Genomic DNA, 20,187 nt, shown 5'->3' on the forward strand with positions numbered 1-20,187 from the left:
TTCATTACCGCAGCTTTAAGTTCCCACTTGTCATTTCAATATCGACTAAGTGTGTCCCTTTTCCCTGCGTACCTGTAAAGCCTCGACCTTCACTATCTGCTTGATCAAAGTGATAGGTGTGATCGACACTTCCACTTGTTTTTTTCACTTGGACGTTAAAATCTCCTTCATCCGGCAGGTTAAATTTTGCGCTGCCTGATGTCATGTGAAAGGAGACAGGTGATTCAATGGTATCAAAGCTCGCCGTCAATCTACCACTCGTCATTTCTAGCTGCATTTCGCCTTTGACATCTTTAATATCGGCACGGCCTGAGGTTGCTCCAATATCGCTATTTTCCGCATCGATGTGAGACACAGAGAGTCTGCCAGATGTCGCTTTGATTTCGACATTGTTTGCTGAGAAATTCTCGGCATTGAGGTTTCCGCTTGTTGATTTGAGGATCACATCTTCAAGTGCCAGCTTCCCTTCGCCGTCCATCTCACTGACCCCGCTTCCACCCGTAATCTTCACATTTTTATGATAATCTGTTGGCATTTTGACTAAGAGTTCTCCTTTTTCAAATGAAGTGAAAAACAAGAATCCTTTATTTTCAGCACGGATTTTAAATGTACTGCCTGTTTGTTCCGCATACATTTTCCCTTTTCCACCTACGACCATCACGGAAATATCGGAACGATTTTCAGGTTTTACCTTCACGCGAAATCCAGAAAGAGAAATATCTAATTGATCAATTTCATTTTTTTTCGCTGAAGCTGTTGTGACTGGTTTTTCACGGGAGAAACTCAAATGAAAGAGATTTTCGTTTTTGAAAAGCATCCCAATCATTAAAAAGACACCTACGAGTATACAAATTAGACCAATTAATCGCTTCATTCATACCATCCCTTTATCTTCTGACCTTTTCATTATAAGGAAAAGCGAAACAGAAAGAAATCAAATATCGGAAGAAAAATCCTGCTTTTCTTCCGATCTGCCATTGATTTCTTAGTTTGCTTGCTGCTGCTCAGGCTTCTTCTCCAGCTTGAGCTTCTGCCATTCTTTTTCAACCTCATCAGCATAGTCTAGATGAGCATATGCTCCTTGATCCTCAAATTGTGTATAGCTGCCCGCTTTTGTCTCCATTTCTTCGATACGGTTCTCCATTCGAAGAAATTCTTTATATGCACTTTCACTATCTACTTTATTCATAGATTCGTTCATATGCTGCTTTGCCTGTGCGGCATTTGCTCTTGCTATGAGTGCCTGCTTCTTGTCTTTAATATCACGCAGCTTCGTTTCTAACTGTTGCAATTGCTCTTTCAGCTCTTTTAATTGTTTCACAGATTGCTGATAAGCTTCCTGATATTCCTGATGCTTTTCTTCAAAATACTTCATTTCTGTGAGCGCTTTTCGTGCTAATTCTTCTTCTCCTGCATGAAATGCCAGCTCAGCCTGCTTCTTTCTTTTATCAGCAAATGCTTCCGTCTCTTCTGCTTTGCGCAGGAAGCCTTGTTGAATCGTTTGCTGTTTGATGATCGCATGTTTCGCTTTGGCAATATCGTCCTCCATATCACGAACGTACTGATTCAGCATGACACGTGGATTCTCCATTTTATCTAAGCCCTCATTGACCGTTGCAACAAACATATCTCTCATTCTTCTGAATACCATTTGAATTTCCTCCTCTTATTTTTTCTTTAAAAAGTCTTCCCATTCTTGATCAAATGACGTGTGCATAGGTTCTTCCATTTTCGGTGACGTGTTTGGCTCCATATATGATCTACTTGATGATTCTTTTGCCTGTTTACCATTGATCATCGTCCAGCCGAAGTAGAGAAGCCACCCAGCTAGTGCGATTCCAAGGATAAATGGAAGAGCTTGCACAACGATCATGACACCAATGACTGCTAGAATGACGCCGAAGGTTTTACTGCCTTTTTCATATTTCTTTACACCTACATAGATGAGCCACGCCCCAATCAGAATTGGGATCAGCCCTCCTAGTGAGCCACCGAAGAAGATGGATAGACCGACAAACATTAAAATCGAACCGATGATGGTTTTACTTGTTATTTTCATCTTCATGCCTCCTTTCTTGCTCCTTGCTTTTACTATAGTCAAAAAAGAAAGCTGGCAAAACGTGTCGCAGATTGATCTTTCATTGCGACCAGAGTCGTAACTTCGCTCAGACTGAGCGGTAGAACCCAATAAAAAAGCACTCTTCTCATTTGAAGAGTGCTTTCCTTTATTTAGACCGAAATACGTTTGCACTTCGTTCATATTCAACATCCGCTTCACCGAGCCGATGATTCACGATTCGGGCGGCTGCAAATAAATAGTCAGAGAGCCGGTTTACATATGTGAGCGCAACTGCTGGAATCTCCTCCTGCTTCGTAAGCGTCACCATATGCCGCTCTGCTCTTCTGACGACTGTCCGCGCCACATGTAAGAGAGCTGCGCCTTCCTGGCCGCCCGGTAAAATAAACTTCGTGAGAGGCGCGGCTTCTTCTACATAGTCATCCATTCTTTGCTCAAGGACTGCTACAGACGCTTCAGTTAATTTACCTTCTTTCGGTGGTTTGACTGCTGCCAAATCACCGCCGCAGTCAAACAGCTCGTGCTGTATCACAATCAGCTCTGACAAAATGTCTTGAAACAATTCGCCATGCTGACGTAAATGTGCATGTGCGAGTCCAATGAAGCTATTCGCCTCATCTAACGTGCCGTACGCCTCTACTCTCACATCATCCTTATCGGCTCTCCCGCCGATCAAGCCTGTTTGACCTTGATCCCCTGTTTTTGTATAAAGTTTCATTGGTGTTCCTCCTTTTCTTTTGCTTTGTCCTTTTAGTATAACCTGAAGTGAAAAGGATGTATTTGTTTAACTAAAGTACTGTGATCGCATCATAAACAAAAAGCGAACCATTTGGTTCACTTTTAAATGGCATTCAATGAATAAAGAAGAAGGTGCACTTTCTGCTTTAATCTTTCGTGTAAATGCTCATCACCTTCTGTTTCCTGCATACCCGCAGCAGCGATACAAAGATGATGAATGGACATGCTCGTCTCCTGTTTTATCATGTGGACAAGCTGCCCCATAAGCTGAACAGACGATCCGTCTGATATAGACTCTTTCAATACAAGCCAAATGGTCAGCTCTTCTTGATGACGCATACCGTAAAGCACCATGTCGTCGTCTGTGTCTTCAGCAGCAAATTGTTTTGGTCCACTCGTTAGGTTATAAAACAATAGTCCCTCACGATCATCCAACTCGTCACGAAGCATGTCACTTCCCGTTCCGAGAGACCTTTTCCAAAAGAAGCCGCCCCTTTTCTGATGTGAGGAAAGGATGCGGAGCGGCTGTTCGAGGGAAAACGTCATTCCTTCTCCTCCATACGTTTTCCACCCGTCCGCTAACTTTGCATTTGATGCTACAGAAGCCCCGGCAGGTTCAATGATCAGCTGAGGATTTGCCCTTCGCGGGTGTTGGAGCGGTGTTACATCTGTTTCATATACACGGTTGATTCGCTCAGGCGTCAAGACGTGATGCGGCAGCCCTACTATTTCCGTCTTTCCTTCATCAAGCAGCAGCAGCCGGTCACAATACAAACTGGCGATGTTCACATCATGAAACACACCGATCACCGTTAGCCTAGAGGAAGTGGTCTCTTCTTTAATTAAATCAAGCAAATCCTTTTGATAGGCCAAATCAAGAAAACTGGTTGGTTCATCCAGCAATAAATATTCAGGCTGCTGGGCTAATGCCTGTGCCAAGTACACACGCTGCTGTTCTCCCCCGCTTAGCTCATGAATAGATTGATCCTTAAATTGTGCAACATCCGTTTGTTCCATTACTTTGTTGATGATCTGCATATCTTCTCGTGTAACAGATTGCAGCCATCCTTTTTGATATGGATAACGACCGAATTGAACCGTTTCTTCCACTGTAAATGAGAAGGCTTGGTCCGTTTTCTGCGGTAGAACAGCCATTTTTTGCGCAAGTGCCTTTGGACGATAGGATTGAATCAGTTGACCGCTCAGGCGTACTTCACCACTATCAGGTTCCAGCAACCCAGAGATCATTTTAAGCAAGGTCGACTTCCCGCTTCCATTTGGACCAAGTATACCGAGAAATCCCCCTTGATTTACCTCAAAACTGATGCCACGTATGACCTCTTTCTCTCCATATCCACCTTTGATTTCCTTCACTTGAATCATAGATGCGTCCCTCCTCTGTATTTACGAATGAGGATGATGCCGAATACAGGGGCACCAATTAACGCTGTGATGATGCCGATCGGTAATTCAGTCGGCTCAATGATCGTACGTGATAACACGTCTGCTAAAACGAGAAAGGAAGCGCCATTCAGCATAGACAAAGGCAGGAGGTGCCGGTGGTCTGTGATCGCTAAGAGGCGAATAAAATGAGGAATCACAAGTCCCACAAACCCAATCGTCCCTGACACTGCTACTGCACTACCAGTCAGAATCGATCCAGCAAGCAGCACGATATATTTGCTCCTTTTCACATGTACACCTAATAGCTTTGCCTTCTCCTCGCCATACGTCATGACATTCAAATCTCGCCCCATCAGCATTAATGCAAAGGTCCCAATCAGAAAGAAAGGAAGGAAAAGCACAATATAGCGCCAGCCCCTCATGGACACACTGCCAAGAAGCCAATGAATAATCTCTTTTAAATCATCACCCGTTAAGGCAATCATCAATGATATAAGCGCGCCCAAAAAAGAACTGAAAATCACCCCTGTTAAAATTAAAGAGGAGATGCTCATCCCCCGATGGACAAGACGCGCAAAAAAGAGGACGAGACATAGGGTCACAAGCGCTGTTGTCATACTGAAAAAAGGCAGTGTGAAACTGCCGAGCAAAGGGAGCTGCAAACTGAAAAATAGGGTCGCGACGGCTCCAACTGATGCCCCTTGAGATACACCCAGTGTATATGGGTCAGCAAGAGGATTTTTTAATAAACCTTGAAAGGCTGCACCAGATAACGCCAGCGCTGCTCCGACTAATGCCGCTAATATCACTCTCGGCAGCCGGATATTCATCATAATATTGCGATCAATTGAATCTATTGTGCCTATCTGCACACCGAATAGTTCATGAACAAATATACGGAGAATAGAAGGAATGGGAATCCCTAAGCTTCCAAAGGAGATTCCCATTCCAATGCTTACCACAAGAAGTAAAGCACTTAGTGTGTATGCGATGATGAATTTATTTGAACGTGTCAGGATAGATGCTTTTCGCAAGAGCCTCGACTCCTTCAACCAATCGCGGCCCCGGTCTTGATGCGAGATCCGTATTCAATTGAAAGACTTGTTTTCCCTTCACTGCTTTGATCGTATTCCAGCCGTCTCTCTTTTTCAGATCAGCTAAGCTGGAACCATCAATTGTGACGATTACGTCAGGGTTTCGTTTGATAATCGATTCTTCTGTCATTTGCACCCAGCCAGTTTGATCACTAGCAGCATTTTTCGCATGGATAACAGAAAGCATTTCATCCATAAATGTATGAGTACCTGTTGTATAAATTTCAGGCGTACCTGAAACTTCAACAAAGACTGTTTTTTGTTTGTCTTTGGAGATCGCCTCTGCTTGTTTCTTGATGTGATTCAATTTTGCTTTCATCTCGTCTACAAGCTTTGTTGATGCTTCTTTTGCACCTGTTGCTTCACCGATCGTATTGATCGATTTGTACACATCCTTAAAGGAAGTGGCATCATTTACAGTCAGTACTTGAATTCCTGCATCCTCTAGCTGTTTAAATCCCTCTTTTGATCCCATTTGCGAGGCATGAGCTAGTACAAGATCAGGCTTTAAGGAAATCACCTTCTCGACATTGAATTCAAGTCCGCCAATCTTCTCTACCTTTTCAACTTCCTTTGGATAATTGTCAAAATCAGATCGTCCAACCATTTTATCTCCAAGACCAAGCGCATAGGCAACCTCTGTATTACTTGGAATTAATGAGACAATACGTTTAGGCTGTTCTTTGATTTCGACTGTTTTACCAGCTGCATCTTTAATCGAGACAGGAAATGCCGCAGCCGCTGTTTCGTTATTTTGTGAACTCTTTGCTTTATGGTCTGTTTCAGCACCTGCACATCCTGCTAAAACACCCATCACAAGCAATAGCGATAGCCAAATGGCCGTTAACTTTTTCATGAATGAACCCCCTGATTTATGTACTGCTTGACGAAAGCTCTTCCGTCAATTCTTTTCTAATTTCGGGAATATTATACTACAGTGCAGTTAGGTTGTATATGTGATTTCTAAAAGCGTCTTTTTCGTTCTGATAAAAGAAAAACAGCCTCTAATAAGACTGTTTTACGCCCATCTATTTATTAATTTGTTCCCCATTGATGACAACTTTCTGAAAAGAAGGCGCTACTGCATGCTCCAAAGAAAGTGGATACGTCACATGGTCTATGACACAATTTTTCATGTTGAAGTTTGTCACGGGGGAATGTGAGTAGGCAGCTATTTTCACACCATATCGTCCGCCGCTGCTTTTCAGTCCTTCCACTTGAATATGACGTACAACAGGACGATGTGGACCCGCATCCCCTTCCTCATACATCATGTCGATACAGACCACTTCATGCTTTAAGCTTTTGACTGTGTTGTTTTTAAAGTAAATATGTTCAATGGTACCGCCTCTGACAGAGTTGGTTTTAATCCGCAGTGCCCGGTCAAGGTTCGGACTATCCATGACATTATTCTCTGCATAGATATACCTTACCCCGCCAGAGATTTCACTCCCAATCGTCACTCCGCCGTGTCCATCACGCATCTCATTTCTACGAATAACAATGTTTTCAGATGGAATCCCTATTCTCCGTCCGTCCTCGTTCCTTCCAGATTTGATGGCAATACAATCGTCGCCATTATCAAAATAACAATCTTCAATGAGCACATTCCGGCAAGACTCCGGATTGACACCATCTGTGTTTGGTCCATGCCCGATAATATGAACTCCACGGACAATCACATGTTCACTTAGTACAGGGTGAATTTGCCACATCGGTGAATCCTTCACTGTCACTCCCTCAATAAGAACTTGCTGACATTGGTAGGGCTGGATAAAGCTTGATCTTAAATAATGCCCTTCTCCAAACACTCTTTCTTCTACTGGTATTCTCTTTTCAGCCATGTCAAATAGAAGCTGACGATCCCGATCTTGAGAAGGCTGGCCATTCGTGCCATATTTCCAAGGCCACCAATGATGCTCATCTCCTCTGCCATCAAGCGTTCCAGCTCCTGTAATGGCGATGTTTTCTGCATGGTGTGCATAAATGAGAGGTGAATAATTATAAAGCTCAACCCCTTCATATCTTGTCAGTACAAGCGGCAGATAATCCTTTGGGTTTTGGCTGAATGCCACATACGCTTTCTCATGCAAATGCAGCTCTACATGACTCTTCAATTCTAGCGCACCTGTCACAAACGTCCCTTCTGGAATCAGCACACGTCCCCCTTTCAAACGGTGCGCATCATTAATGGCAGACTGGATAGCATCTGTTGAAAGCTCGGTTCCTTTTGCATCTGCCCCATAATGAACCACATTAAATTCACGATCAGGGAACAGCGGTGCTTTTATCTGCTTTAACACCTGATCGATTCCGTTTGCTTCTTTGTCTTTCTTCCCTTGCCTTGCTAAACGAGTGAGTCCGATTCCTGTGAGTACCGTTCCTGCTGTGATATACATCAAATCCCGTTTTCTAGACACATTCTCAACCCCCAGTCGCCTTAAAGTGTGACACCTGTTTTGAAAATAGCCAGCTCTCTAAAATTGTTTTTTTCATGATTTAATAGCTTCCCGCTCGCCACATCAATGACAGTTGAAATAAATTTTTCTAACACAATATCTTCTGGTACATCTTCAAGCAGTTCTCCCGCATTAAAGTCAATCCAGTGCTTTTTTGTTTCATATAAGGCTGTATTCGTCGAGACCTTCATTGTTGGGACAAACGTGCCGAATGGTGTCCCTCTGCCTGTAGTAAAAAGAACCAACTGACAGCCAGAAGCGGCAAGAGCAGATGAAGCAACCAAATCATTTCCCGGTGCACTTAATAAATTTAGGCCCTTTCGCTTCAGCAATTCCCCATATTTCAATACATCTTGAATGTCAGAAGTTCCTGCTTTTTGTGTACAGCCGAGAGATTTATCCTCTAATGTCGAAATTCCACCTGCTTTATTTCCCGGGGAAGGATTTTCATATACTGGCTGTCGATGATCCATGAAGTATTGTTTAAAGTCATTGATCATTTGCACAATATTGTCGAAAGTCGCTTCTGATTCCGCTCTCTCCATTAAAATCGTTTCTGCTCCAAACATTTCGGGCACTTCTGTTAACACTGTCGTGCCGCCTTGAGCAACAATAAAATCGGACAGCCTTCCTAAAAGCGGATTTGCGGTAATGCCGGAGAATCCATCTGATCCCCCGCACTTCAAGCCGATTTTCAGCTCAGATAACGGGATTTCTTCACGGTGATCTTCTTTCGCTGCCTCATAAATTTCCTTGAGTAAAGCGACTCCCGCCTCAATCTCATCTCCTACTTCTTGGCTTCTTAAAAATTTCACTCTCTCATGGTCATATTCACCTAATGTAGACTGAAAATCTTCAATGTCGTTATTTTCACAACCAAGTCCGAGGACGAGCACTCCTCCAGCATTGGGATGCTTCACGGCATTTTGTAAAATGATTTTTGTATTCTCATGATCGTCCCCAAGCTGTGAGCATCCATAATTGTGCTTTAATACAAGAGCTGTTTCAAACGGATGGATGCTTCCGCCCATTTCAGCGGTAAAAATTTGAATGATTTGATCGGCAATGCCATTTACGCATCCAACGGTTGGGACAATCCAAAGCTCATTGCGAATCCCGCTTTCCCCATTTTTTCGTTTATATCCTTTAAATGTAAGATTCGTTTTTTCATAGGGGTTATTTGTAAATGAAGGCTCGTATTCATAATCGAGCTTGCCTGATAAATTGGTTTTGATGTTATGTGTATGCACCCATTCTCCAGCAGAAATGGCAGTCGTTGCATGACCGATGGGGTAACCGTATTTCATGATATTCTCTCTTTGCTTGATATCAGCCAATGCAAACTTATGACCTTTGGCGATGGTCTCTTTTAAAATAACGGAATGATCTTGATAATGCAGTTCCTCCCCTTGTTCAAGTACTTTTAAAGCAATACCGACATTATCTGAAGGGTGAATCACAATAAAATCTTTCATGCCTTCTCCCCCTGACTTTCATATTGATGTTGCAGCATTCGTTGAACAGCCGCTCTCATTCCTTGCTCCTGTATGAGGGTAAGCTGATCAGCTACAGCATGAACCAAATCATTTATATCCGTTAAATTTTTCCCCCATAATGACTCACATGATAGAATCTTAGCTGCGATCGCTTCATTAGATTGGTTCTCTCCTTCAAAGGCTTCCTTCATGAATACCAGTACAGTCTCATCATCCTTTATCTTTTCTGCCTGTGCTCTGTAAAAATAAATGAGGCTGCTGAGTGAAAACACGAGTTTCATTGGCAGCTGTTTCTTTTGCTCAACATAATCAAACAATGACGGGAGAATACGGGTTCGAAACTTAGATACACCATTGAGCGCAATATCCAGCAATTGATGCTTCACAAATGGATTGCAAAAGCGATCCCAAACCGATTGTGTATAAAGAAGAAGCTCATCTCGAGAGAGCTCAAGCCCTGGCAGCACTTCCTCCTCCAGCATCCGCCGGATGAACGTACCAACATCCTCATCATCCACAGCTTCTTTTACAGTTTCTACCCCGCATGAGTAAGCGATTGGCACCATCGCTGTATGGGCACCGTTTAAAATCCGTACCTTGCTCATGCGATAAGGCGCAATATCCTCTACAAAAAGGACATTTAAACCTGCTTCTTGAAAGGGAAGCTCTTTTTGTACGAAGACAGGTGCTTCAATAACAAAGAGGTGATAGTATTCTGCCGTGACAAGCAACTCGTCGATATACCCCTCTTCCTTTTGAACAATTTCAGCTGCTTCCTTAGAAAACCCAGGAACAATCCGATCCACAAGCGTATTACAAAACGTATTGGCTTCCTTGATCCATGTGATAAACGCAAGCGGCAGATCCCACTCAGCTGCCATGTCTATCACATATTCCTTCAAGCGATCACCGTTATGTTCGACCAGCTCACATGGAAGGATGATCAGCCCTTTTTGTTCATCTCCAGCAAATGCTTTAAACCTGTGATATAGGAACGCCGTCAGCTTTCCTGGAAAACTCGCTTGCGGTCGATCCTCCAAGCGATCCGCCTTTCTGAACATAAGCCCTGCCTCTGTCGTGTTGGAGAAGACAAAGCGGAGATCGGGGTTTTCAGCTACTTGTAAAAAAACATCATAATCCGTATACGTACTGATTCCTCTGCTGATCGATTGAATGACCATCCGCTCATTCATTTCTTGCTGGTCATGATAGCCCTGTATACATAATGTGTATAAGCCATCTTGTTCATTTAAAGCTGCAACAGATCCTTTTCTCGGAGGAACAACAACAGCTCTTCCTTTAAAATCTGTGCAGTCGTTCAGCTTTTGGATGTGCCAATTAATAAAGCCTCGCATAAAATTCCCTTCACCAATCTGCAAAATCGTTTCCGGATACTCAGGCACCGGGTATAGGGCTTTTGATAAACGTTTCAAATGGATTCCCCTCTCTGTAATTTATGCACACGTGAACATTCTTCTATAAAAGATGCTGATTACTGCACCTTTTTGACTGAATCTCTGATCATCAGCTCTGTGTGGACATACATTTTTTCCATATGATCTTTTTCCTGCTCTTCACCGTTTATGACGGATAGGATGGCTTCTGCTCCAAGTGCACACATTTTTTCGATTGGCTTTTTCACCGTTGTTAGTGCAGGCGTGGTATAGGATGAAAATGCAATATCATCAAAACCAATAATAGAGATATCGCCTGGACACGTCTTGCCCTTTGCATATAAAGCATTCATCGCACCAATGGCCATGTCATCGTTAGAGCAAAAAAGCGCTGTTGGCGGATGATCAAGGGTCAGCAGAGATTCCATTGATTCATAGCCGCTTTTCATATGGTAGTCACCCGTGATCATATATTCTTTTTTCATAGGAATATGGTGATCAATTAACGCTTGGAGAAAGCCAGCTTTTCTCTCCTGAGTCGATTTAAAGCCTTCTTTTCCTTCAATGATGGCGATTTGTTGATGGCCTTGCTGAATGAAATAGTGCGCTGCCTGATATGCTCCTTGACTATCATCTGCTAATATATTCATCACTTCATTACTTTCTACACGGCGATTCAGCACAATGATTGGAATGCCCTGTTTCTTGACATGATGGATAAACGCTTCATCGTGCTCGCTTTGGCTCATCAGCAAAATGCCATCGTAGCGCTGTTTATGAATGGTTGTGTAATCGTGAAAATCGTCAATACCCCTAACAAACAGATTGTAATGCTCTGTCATGACGCTATTGACGCCTTTTAACGCATCCACAAAGAAGCTTGAGGATGTGCCTTCTGTTAAACTCGTGAAAAACAGACCGATTGTAAACGATTTTTGTGATACAAGGCCTCTGGCATGGACATTTGGTGAATAGTTCAGCTGTTTTGCAATCGACAAAATCTTTTGTTTTGTCTTCTCTTTAATAAAAGGACTGTTATTCAAAGCCCTTGATACTGTGGTATGAGAGACATTTGCCAATTTTGCTATGTCTTTAATTGTGACTGTCATGCTATTCCGCCTTTTATGATTTTTTTCCATCTTATCATAAAACCGCTTTCATTTTCTCACCTTTTTCCTCATGTGATTTTACTTTGATGATGGAGCTGCTTTGCTCGGTCAAATTGAAAATATTGCTTGGCATTTTCATAGCTGATACCTTTCACAATGCCCCCTAACAGCTCAAGGTCATAGGGGACTTCTCCTTTTTCTACCCAATCCCCGATGATATCACAAAGCAGTCTTCGGAAATATTCATGCCTTGTATAGGACAAAAAGCTTCGTGAATCTGTCAGCATCCCGATAAAACGGCTGATCAGTCCGATACTGGAAAGAGCCATCATCTGCTCTGTCATTCCTTGCTTCGTATCATTAAACCACCAGGCTGTTCCGTGCTGCATCTTCCCAGGTGTCTTCCCGTCTTGAAAGCTTCCAGCCAATGTTGATATCACTACATTGTCCCTTGGATTCAAGGAATAAAGAATCGTGTTTGGCAATGCATCTTCTTGTTCTAAACGATCTAATATTCGGCAAAGCGGCTTTGCAATGTCTTCGTCATTCATCGCATCGTACCCCGTATCTGGTCCGAGCCTCTCAAACATTTTCGTATTGTTGTTTCTAAATGCATTGATATGAAGCTGCATTGCCCAGCCACGCTCACAGTAAGCCTGACCTAGCATAATGAATGTCTCTGTTTTAAATTTGATCTTCTCTTTTTCCGTCAATGGATGACCAGACATTCTTTTATGAAAGATGGTCTCCACTTCTTCTTGTGTCGTTTCTTCATATGTCATTTCATTAATGGCATGATCTGAGATCAAGCAGCCGTGATCATGAAAAAAATCAATTCTCGCACGGAGGGCATGTAAAAAGTCTTGGTAGGATTGTATTGGGATAGCTGAAGCCTCTGCCAGCTCATGAACATATTTTTCAAACAGATCATTCGCTATATCGAGTGCTTTATCAGGTCGAAACCCTGGAAGCACTTGTACAGAGAATCCCTCTTCCCGCAGTTTTTGATGATATTGAAGAGAATCGACCGGATCATCTGTTGTGACAACGGTTTCAACGTTTGATTTCATGATGAAGTCTCTCGCCCCAAATCCCTCTCCTTGCAGCTTTTCATTGACTTTCTGCCAAATGATGTCTGCATTTTTTTCATTTAATAGGTCTTCGACTCCGAAATATCTTCTCAGCTCTAGATGAGTCCAGTGATAGAGCGGATTTCCTATGGTCATAGGGACGGTCTTTGCCCACGCCAAAAATTTATCATCATCAGATGCATCCCCCGTGACGTGCGTTTCAGGGATGCCGTTTGCTCTCATGGCACGCCATTTGTAATGATCTCCATAAAGCCATGCCTCGGTGATATTTCGGAAGGTTTTATTTTCATAGATGTCTTTAGGGCTTAAATGACAATGGTAATCTATGATTGGAAGGTCCTTTGCAAACTCATGGTATAACTTTTCCGCCGTTGGACTGTTTAGTAAAAACTGCTCATCTAAAAAGGCTTTCATCAAATTCCCCCATCCCTCTTATCGTATGAAATTGTTTTGTTCACGTTAACAATTTAATTGTAATCGTTTACAAAGTTGATTTCAATCCTAAAACAGGAAAAAACGATCTCCTTTTGAAAGGAAAATCGTTTTTTGGCTATTTTACAGGAGGTGATTTTTTTAGGATAATCGCAATAGTTGTTCCAGCACCTTGTTCACTTTCCACTTGAATATCACCGTCATGCAGCAAGACAAGCTCTTTTGCAATCGCCAGCCCGAGTCCTGTTCCATTCGTTGGGTCATTTGTATTTGTCCCTCTATAGTAGCGGTTAAATAAGTGATCGACCGTTTCTTGTGCCATTCCGCATCCGTTGTCTTTCATTTCGATCCGAACTTCTTCATTTGTTTCAGATAAGGTAGCTGTAATATGAGTTCCTTTTTGGTTATGCTTGACTGCATTCGCTAGCAGGTTCTCAATCACTCGTCTGAACCAGGCTTTGTCGATCTCAAACATGACACCATCAGTTTGATCTTCGAAGGAGGATGGGAAATCTTCTGAAAATGAGCTCCTTGAAAACTCGTCCATAATGGATGCTAAGAATTCACCAAGCTCGATCGGCTTTCGATTAATAGGCAATGCGCCATTTTTTAGTCGATACGTGAGGTTTAAATCTTCAATCAAGGTCGACATGTATTCTGATTTCTCACGAATCACCTGTCCCATTTCCATGACTTCTTCCTTGGACCATTGATATTGATCAGATTCAAGCATGAGCCCGTAGCCGTAAATCGTACTAAGGGGTGTTTTCAAATCATGAGACAATCCTGCAATCCATTCTTCCCTTGTGGTTTGAATTTTTCTTCGGTTTGCTTCATTCTCTTTTAATGTAAGCGTGAGCTGATCCATTGTTTTTAGGATATCCTCAAATAATCGGTATTCCCGCTTAATACGACCTTTTTTATTTTTACTGATTGGAATTCCTTTTCTATTTGTTGGTTCCTGCAATTTATTTCTAGATAAGAAAATCAGCCAGCGGATAATGTGATAGATCGGCAGTCCATAGCGATACGAGTACCATAATGTCATGACGATAATAATCGTAATCGCAAGACCTGCAATTAAGATGGTCGTATATTGATTTAAAGCGTCTGTTTCTTTATCGTATAATCCATCTGGGCTGTATACTTTATTTGGTACAGAAATAATGATATACAGGTTTTTATTCACTCTGATATAAGACAGATCACTTCTAAACTCCCAAGGCTTTGATTGATACTTGAGCAGTTCAACATCTGTTACCTCATGTTTCAAATTGGTATTGGCTCGAATACCTTGTAAATATTTCCCTTCATCATTGAACAGATGCACCGATCCATTCATTCTCTTCAAGAATTCTTTCGTTTCAACCGAATATTGAGATAATGCAGCCAAGTCTTTCTCGTGTTGCTTCAGATAGTTGGCGACCTTTGTGCTGTTCGTTTTGAACCCGTATAGCACGATAAAGCTTTTTTGATCAATCTCAATGGGCCAGAAGTACATCTTGTAATCTTTATATTGCCTTTTTTCAAAGATCTTGATCATTTCATCCTTTTGATAGGAAGTTGGAATGGACTTAGGGCGGTGATAGCTATAGACGTTATCCTTTTTTGAATCAATGACTTGCAGCCATCCGTCTCGTTTTCTCACTGCTTGTTTCAGCTGATCATCGGCTTCCATTTTTCCATCCTCATTAAAATAAAGCCAGCTCATGAGTGTATCTCCATCAGCTTTTGTTAAACCGGTTTCAGCCATGTTCTCGTAGTATTTTTTTAAATATAAATTATCAGAGAACGTATTTCCGATGATCAAAATGGCAATCACAATAAACATTTGTCCGACAAAGTGAAAGAAGAGTTTTGCTCGTAGATTCATAAATTATTTAAGAACCTTTGCTGGGTGCGGTATAAATTTATAGCCCATACCACGGATCGTCACAATATATTCTGGCTGACTCGGATCTAGCTCGATCTTTTCTCTCAGCTTTCGGATATGAACCATCACGGTGTTGTTATCACCATATGATGGGACGCCCCATACTTTCTCATAGATTTGATCTTTTGAAAGAACCACATTCGGATGATCACAAAAGTACTTCAGCAAGGAAAGCAGCTGAGCTGAGCATGCAGTCACCTCTCCTCTTACTTTCAATTCGGCTGAATGAGGATGATAAGAGAAATGGGCATATTCGTATTGACTTTGAGCCTCATCATGGTCTTCCTTTAAAGAGATATATGTTCGGTTTAAGTGAGCCTTAATTCTAGCCACTAGCTCTAGCGGGTTAAATGGCTTTGTGATGTAATCATCTGCTCCTTGAGCAAAGCCGGTCAGTTTATCTACATCAGACGTTCTTGCGGTTAAATAGAAAATGGGCGCTTTCGTATATTTTCTCATTTCAGGAAGAACATCAAAACCAGACTTACCGGGCATCATCACATCTAGAAGTAAAAGGTGGATGTCCTCGTTTTTGACAACATCTAATGCTTCATCTGCATGGTAGGCTTTATAAATATGCTTGAATCCTTCTTTTTTTAATACGCGTTCAACCATTTTTACAATTGCTTCTTCGTCATCTGCAATCAATATTTTTGCTGTTTCCACGCATCTCTTTCCTTTCTAGCTATGATCTCTAACCGTATATTACCATTGTCTAAAGTAAAAAAGTACCTCTTTTCTGCATAAAAGCGAAAAAATATCAACTGGAGAAAATGGCAGCACTAGGAAGTTTCAGAGACGCAAAAAAACTCGGCTATTCCACCGAGTTCCTTTTACTTCTATTATCCATTCACAGCTTCTAGCTTTCTTTCATGATTCATTAAGTCATATGTTAAACAGATCGGCTTATTCGTTCTAGGGTCAAGTACGATTTCTGCATCAATGTGGAATACCTGACCAAGCACTTCTTTGGTCATGACCTCATGAGGCGTCCCATCTTTGATGACTTTTCCTTGATTGAGGGCAATCATGTAATGAGAAAAACGTGCCGCATGATTCAAATCATGAATGACCATCAACACAGTTCGTCCCTGCTCTCTGTTTAACCGTTCTAACAGCTGAAGAATCTCGAGCTGATGTGCCAGGTCCAAATACGTCGTCGGCTCATCCAATAGAAGCAGTTCTGTTTCCTGGGCAAGTGCCATTGCAATCCATACACGCTGACGCTGTCCACCAGAAAGTGCTTCAATTGGCCGATCATGAAAAGCAATCATGCCCGTTTCCTCAAGTGCCCATCTGATGATTCGTTTATCTTCATTTGATAAGCGCCCAAATCCATTTTGATGTGGGAAACGTCCATATGACACCAGCTCATACACTGTCAGTCCACTTGGTGCTTCGGGCGTTTGCGGTAAGATCGCCATTTGTTTTGAAATTTCTTTTGTAGGCGTTTGATGAATAGCCTGACCATTTAAGTAAACAACGCCTTGATTGGACTTCATGATACGGGACATTGTTTTTAAAATCGTTGATTTTCCGCACCCATTCGGTCCAATCAATGTCGTCACCTTGCCTTTTGGGATACTGATATTTAAATCGTCTACAATCAAACGGTCATTATAGCCAATACAAAGCTTTTCTGTTTCGAGCGATTTCATATGTTGTACTCTCCTTCCTTCTTAGTTCGTTTTCATCAATAAGTAAATGAAGTAAGGTGCGCCTAAAGCCGAAACGACAAGACCAACTGGCACCTCTGATGGTGCAAGTATGACGCGGCCAAGTGTATCTGCCAGTAATAATAACAATGCGCCAATCAACGCGGAGGCTGGTATCATTCCTTGATGCTTTGGTCCAACAAGCTTTCTCGCCAAGTGCGGTGCGGCTAACCCTAAGAACGAGATACTACCTGCAACAGCGACACTAGCACCTGCTAATGCAACAGCAATCAGCATAAAAAAGCTTCTTTCTTTATGAACCGAGATCCCTAAGCCGTAGGAAAGCTGGTCACCCAAATTCATGATATTTAAGTAGCGTGCTCTTACAACCGCTAATACAAGGAAAATCAGCATCCATGGCAGGACAGCCAGGACATACGTCCAGCTTGAGCCCCAAATGCTTCCTGATAACCACACGATGGCTTGGTTAAAATCATTTGGGCTCATTTTTAATTGAATAACCACAATTGCTGCTGAAAACGCAGCATTCACGCCAATACCCGTTAAAATCAATCGAACAGGTGTGATGCCTTTTTTCCACGCTAACACATAGATAAGAAATGCAGCAAAGCCTGCACCTACAAAAGCGAAGAGCGGCAGTACAAAGATCGTAAAATCACCTAGGTTTGACATCGTACCTTGGAAAGCAAAAATAAACAAAACCACTGCAAAGCCTGCGCCCGCATTGACACCAAGAATGCCTGGATCGGCTAAACCGTTTTGAGAAACACCTTGCCAAATCGCTCCTGATACAGCGATAGAAGCGCCAACAAGTAAAGCGATGACCATTCTTGGAAGTCTGAACTCGAATAATACAAGCTCATCCATTTCACTTCCGAATCCAAAAAATGTTTTCAATGTATCCATCGGAGAAATGCGAATTTCTCCGGTATTTAAACTAATAAGGAACACAGCCACGATCGCCAAAAAGATCATGAGCATCGTTCGTTTGTATTTCTTTTTCTTTGCCTGCTGCACCATTTCCATCTAAATCCCGCTCCTTTCACGTCTAGCTAAATATAAGAAGAAAGGAACGCCTATAATTGCAGTAATGGCACCGACTGGCGTTTCAAATGGGGCATTGACCAGCCTTGCAGCAATGTCTGCATAAATTAACAGAACCGCCCCTAAAATAGCTGAGCATGGGATAATCCATCGATAGTCAACTCCGACCAAGAAACGAGTGACATGAGGAATCACAAGCCCGATAAAGCCAATAGTACCGGCCACTGAGACAGCAGCACCTGTTAGAAGAATGACGACCAATATTCCAAGTACCTTGACAGTTTTCGTGTACTGTCCAAGCCCTTTTGCCAATTCATCACCTAAGCTGAGAACAGTGATCGAGCGGGCAAGAATCATTGCGATGATCAGCCCCGCAACCGCAACTGGAATGATGATCTTAATATTGCTCCAATTCACACCAGCCACGCCGCCAGCATACCAAAAGCTCATGTCTTGAGCGACGTCAAACCGGATGGCAATTGCTGAGGAGATGGAGCTTAAAAGTGCCCCAACAGCCGTACCAGCTAGTGCGAGCTTCACTGGGGTCAATCCACCTTTTGAAAGAGTACCGACACCAAACACAATAGAGGCAGCGAGTGCCGCACCAACAAATGACCAAAGAATTAATGTAAAAGAAGATTGTCCTGGGAAAAAAGCAAACGCAATGGCAATCGCAAATGCAGAGCCATTTGTCACACCCATAATTTCAGGAGACGCAAGCGCATTTCTTGTCATGCCTTGCATAATAGCCCCCGATACGGCTAAAAAGGCACCGACGAGTGCAGCCCCAACTGTACGCGGCAGCCTCAATTCCCGGATGATTTGATGTGAAGTTTGCTCATGATCAAATTGAAAAATGGCTTCCCATACCGTGTGAAGATGAATATTTGCTGCTCCTAATGATACCGATAAAAAAAGACCAAATGCTAAAGCGATAATTCCTATGATGACAACAACTGCTGTTCCAAAGGGTTTCGTGACAATATCCATTGCATCGTCTTTGGCCGGCAGCTGTTTATTCGATTGTGAGCCCAAAACCAGTCTCTTCCTTTCCGTTCAAATCTATTCCTCATTAGTGATAATGATTATCAATCTCGAAGTCTAGTATATCACTTTCTTTTCTTTTTGAAATCATTGTTCTGAACATTTTCTTTATTTTCATCAAAAAACCGGGAGAAATTCACCATTTTTCTTTAGGCCCTAAAATAGCCGATGCATTTTTCATTCCATCATGTTACGATATAATTGAAATTGATAATCATTATCATATATGAGTGAATAGGAGAGAATCTTTGTGAAAAACCGATCTGGATTTCTTTTGATATCCTTAGCCATTCTCATGCTTTTTACAGCTGCTTGCGGCAGCACTTCAAATAAAAAATCTGGTGCCAACCAGGATGACACAATCACCTATCAGGATGTAAAAGGTGAAGTCAAACTCCCTAAAGATCCAAAACGAATTGTGCTTCTGGCAGAAAGCTACTACGGTGACCTCGTGACACTTGGCAAGACGCCAATTGCTGCAACGGCACCCATCTTTAAAAACCCTTTCTATAAAGGCAAAACGGATGGTGTCAAAAACCTTGGAACAACCCCTTCTGTCGAAAAGGTCGCCGCTTTGAATCCAGATATGATTATTGCTTGGGGAGAAGACGAGAAATTTGATCAATACAAAAAAATTGCGCCAACCGTTGCCATTAAATACAATCAATATTCCTTTAAAGATCAACTAAAAGAATTCGGTAAAATGACAGGTACACCGAAAAAAGCAGCAGAATGGATCGCAAAATGGGATACCAAAATAGCTGAGGTAAAGCCTAAAGTAACAAAAGCGGTCGGCAGTAAAACCGTTTCAATCGTGTCACCTTTTGATAAAGGGATCTATATCTTTGGAAACACCTTTGCACGCGGAGGCGAAATTATTTATGATGAGCTGAAATTACGTGCGCCAAAGGCAGTTAAAAAAGATGCCATCGACAGCGGCGTCGGCTATGCAAACATTTCCCTTGAAAAGCTGCCAGAATACGCAGGCGACTATATTTTCACTAGTCCATGGAGCGGGTCAAAAAGTAAAGGAGACCATGTGTATGAAAGCAGCATTTGGGCATCACTTCCTGCTGTACAAAATAAACACGTATTTGAAATCGACCCTGTCGGTTACTTCTTTAATGACCCAGTTTCATTAGAAGGACAGCTTGAGTTTATTGTGGACCGATTAACATCTGCATCATAAAAAAACG

Annotated in this window: 18 protein-coding genes; 1 reads left to right on the plus strand and 17 read right to left on the minus strand. The window is 42.2% G+C overall.

Going from position 1 to position 20,187, the window contains the following annotated elements:
- Window positions 1-4: 4 nt before the first annotated feature.
- From liaG to QRN39_RS12110, 17 genes are all read right to left on the minus strand, one after another.
- Window positions 5-874 carry a LiaG family protein gene (gene liaG, locus QRN39_RS12030; protein ID WP_284907325.1) on the minus strand — a complete coding sequence of 290 codons (870 nt, stop codon included), beginning with the start codon at window positions 872-874 and terminating at the stop codon, window positions 5-7.
- A 111-nt stretch (window positions 875-985) separates the two neighbouring features.
- Complete coding sequence (liaH, locus tag QRN39_RS12035) at window positions 986-1,651, minus strand: stress responsive protein LiaH (RefSeq protein ID WP_003213665.1); 666 nt, start codon at window positions 1,649-1,651, stop codon at window positions 986-988.
- Between the two features lie 15 nt (window positions 1,652-1,666).
- Entirely contained in the window at window positions 1,667-2,059 is a 393-nt protein-coding gene (locus QRN39_RS12040) for a hypothetical protein (RefSeq protein WP_050944105.1), read from the minus strand.
- Window positions 2,060-2,225: 166 nt separating this feature from the next.
- Window positions 2,226-2,795 (minus strand): cob(I)yrinic acid a,c-diamide adenosyltransferase, encoded by a 570-nt coding sequence (locus tag QRN39_RS12045; protein ID WP_251190833.1) that lies wholly within the window; start codon window positions 2,793-2,795, stop codon window positions 2,226-2,228.
- Between the two features lie 122 nt (window positions 2,796-2,917).
- Window positions 2,918-4,198, minus strand: a complete 1,281-nt coding sequence (locus QRN39_RS12050) for a heme ABC transporter ATP-binding protein (RefSeq protein WP_284907326.1) — start codon at window positions 4,196-4,198, stop codon at window positions 2,918-2,920.
- Window positions 4,195-5,253 (minus strand): FecCD family ABC transporter permease, encoded by a 1,059-nt coding sequence (locus QRN39_RS12055; RefSeq protein ID WP_003212738.1) that lies wholly within the window; start codon window positions 5,251-5,253, stop codon window positions 4,195-4,197. The genes QRN39_RS12050 and QRN39_RS12055 overlap by 4 nt, the downstream gene beginning before the upstream one ends.
- Entirely contained in the window at window positions 5,219-6,169 is a 951-nt protein-coding gene (locus QRN39_RS12060) for an ABC transporter substrate-binding protein (protein WP_212045529.1), read from the minus strand. Before QRN39_RS12060 ends, QRN39_RS12055 begins: the two co-directional genes overlap by 35 nt.
- Window positions 6,170-6,341: 172 nt before the next feature.
- On the minus strand, window positions 6,342-7,733 hold the full coding sequence (locus tag QRN39_RS12065) for a glycoside hydrolase family 28 protein (RefSeq protein WP_137054416.1): 1,392 nt from the start codon (window positions 7,731-7,733) through the stop codon (window positions 6,342-6,344).
- Window positions 7,734-7,753: 20 nt separating this feature from the next.
- Window positions 7,754-9,247, minus strand: coding sequence for a UxaA family hydrolase (locus QRN39_RS12070; protein WP_268459255.1), 1,494 nt, complete (start codon window positions 9,245-9,247; stop codon window positions 7,754-7,756).
- Window positions 9,244-10,701: a tagaturonate reductase gene (locus QRN39_RS12075; protein ID WP_268459253.1), complete on the minus strand. Its 1,458-nt coding sequence runs from the start codon at window positions 10,699-10,701 to the stop codon at window positions 9,244-9,246. The genes QRN39_RS12070 and QRN39_RS12075 overlap by 4 nt, the downstream gene beginning before the upstream one ends.
- 59 nt (window positions 10,702-10,760) lie before the next feature.
- Complete coding sequence (locus QRN39_RS12080; protein ID WP_003212963.1) at window positions 10,761-11,771, minus strand: LacI family DNA-binding transcriptional regulator; 1,011 nt, start codon at window positions 11,769-11,771, stop codon at window positions 10,761-10,763.
- A 68-nt stretch (window positions 11,772-11,839) separates the two neighbouring features.
- A complete protein-coding gene (gene uxaC, locus QRN39_RS12085; RefSeq protein WP_284907327.1) occupies window positions 11,840-13,276 on the minus strand; it encodes a glucuronate isomerase in 1,437 nt (478 codons plus the stop codon).
- 136 nt (window positions 13,277-13,412) lie between these two features.
- Window positions 13,413-15,167 (minus strand): HAMP domain-containing sensor histidine kinase, encoded by a 1,755-nt coding sequence (locus QRN39_RS12090; RefSeq protein ID WP_050944114.1) that lies wholly within the window; start codon window positions 15,165-15,167, stop codon window positions 13,413-13,415.
- 3 nt (window positions 15,168-15,170) lie between these two features.
- Complete coding sequence (locus tag QRN39_RS12095) at window positions 15,171-15,893, minus strand: response regulator transcription factor (RefSeq protein ID WP_050944115.1); 723 nt, start codon at window positions 15,891-15,893, stop codon at window positions 15,171-15,173.
- Window positions 15,894-16,069: 176 nt separating this feature from the next.
- Complete coding sequence (locus tag QRN39_RS12100; RefSeq protein ID WP_137054411.1) at window positions 16,070-16,885, minus strand: ABC transporter ATP-binding protein; 816 nt, start codon at window positions 16,883-16,885, stop codon at window positions 16,070-16,072.
- A gap of 21 nt (window positions 16,886-16,906) precedes the next feature.
- Window positions 16,907-17,929, minus strand: a complete 1,023-nt coding sequence (locus tag QRN39_RS12105; protein ID WP_065098030.1) for a FecCD family ABC transporter permease — start codon at window positions 17,927-17,929, stop codon at window positions 16,907-16,909.
- Entirely contained in the window at window positions 17,930-18,982 is a 1,053-nt protein-coding gene (locus tag QRN39_RS12110; RefSeq protein WP_226804051.1) for a FecCD family ABC transporter permease, read from the minus strand.
- 259 nt (window positions 18,983-19,241) lie between these two features.
- Here QRN39_RS12110 and QRN39_RS12115 point away from each other — a divergent pair, with 259 nt between their 5' ends.
- Window positions 19,242-20,180: an iron-hydroxamate ABC transporter substrate-binding protein gene (locus QRN39_RS12115; RefSeq protein ID WP_284907328.1), complete on the plus strand. Its 939-nt coding sequence runs from the start codon at window positions 19,242-19,244 to the stop codon at window positions 20,178-20,180.
- Window positions 20,181-20,187 lie beyond the last annotated feature (7 nt).

Source organism: Bacillus sp. lyk4-R2A-2 (genome assembly GCF_030209735.1).
Lineage (GTDB): Bacteria > Bacillota > Bacilli > Bacillales > Bacillaceae > Bacillus > Bacillus pumilus.

Bases quoted from the DNA above. Each gene is read 5' to 3' on its own strand.
- uxaC (WP_284907327.1), bottom strand. From the start codon at position 13,276: ATGAAAGCCTTTTTAGATGAGCAGTTTTTACTAAACAGTCCAACGGCG.
- QRN39_RS12060 (WP_212045529.1), bottom strand. From the start codon at position 6,169: ATGAAAAAGTTAACGGCCATTTGGCTATCGCTATTGCTTGTGATGGGT.
- QRN39_RS12090 (WP_050944114.1), bottom strand. From the start codon at position 15,167: ATGAATCTACGAGCAAAACTCTTCTTTCACTTTGTCGGACAAATGTTT.
- liaH (WP_003213665.1), bottom strand. From the start codon at position 1,651: ATGGTATTCAGAAGAATGAGAGATATGTTTGTTGCAACGGTCAATGAG.
- QRN39_RS12080 (WP_003212963.1), bottom strand. From the start codon at position 11,771: ATGACAGTCACAATTAAAGACATAGCAAAATTGGCAAATGTCTCTCAT.
- QRN39_RS12070 (WP_268459255.1), bottom strand. From the start codon at position 9,247: ATGAAAGATTTTATTGTGATTCACCCTTCAGATAATGTCGGTATTGCT.
- QRN39_RS12105 (WP_065098030.1), bottom strand. From the start codon at position 17,929: ATGGAAATGGTGCAGCAGGCAAAGAAAAAGAAATACAAACGAACGATG.
- QRN39_RS12045 (WP_251190833.1), bottom strand. From the start codon at position 2,795: ATGAAACTTTATACAAAAACAGGGGATCAAGGTCAAACAGGCTTGATC.
- liaG (WP_284907325.1), bottom strand. From the start codon at position 874: ATGAAGCGATTAATTGGTCTAATTTGTATACTCGTAGGTGTCTTTTTA.
- QRN39_RS12040 (WP_050944105.1), bottom strand. From the start codon at position 2,059: ATGAAAATAACAAGTAAAACCATCATCGGTTCGATTTTAATGTTTGTC.
- QRN39_RS12050 (WP_284907326.1), bottom strand. From the start codon at position 4,198: ATGATTCAAGTGAAGGAAATCAAAGGTGGATATGGAGAGAAAGAGGTC.
- QRN39_RS12100 (WP_137054411.1), bottom strand. From the start codon at position 16,885: ATGAAATCGCTCGAAACAGAAAAGCTTTGTATTGGCTATAATGACCGT.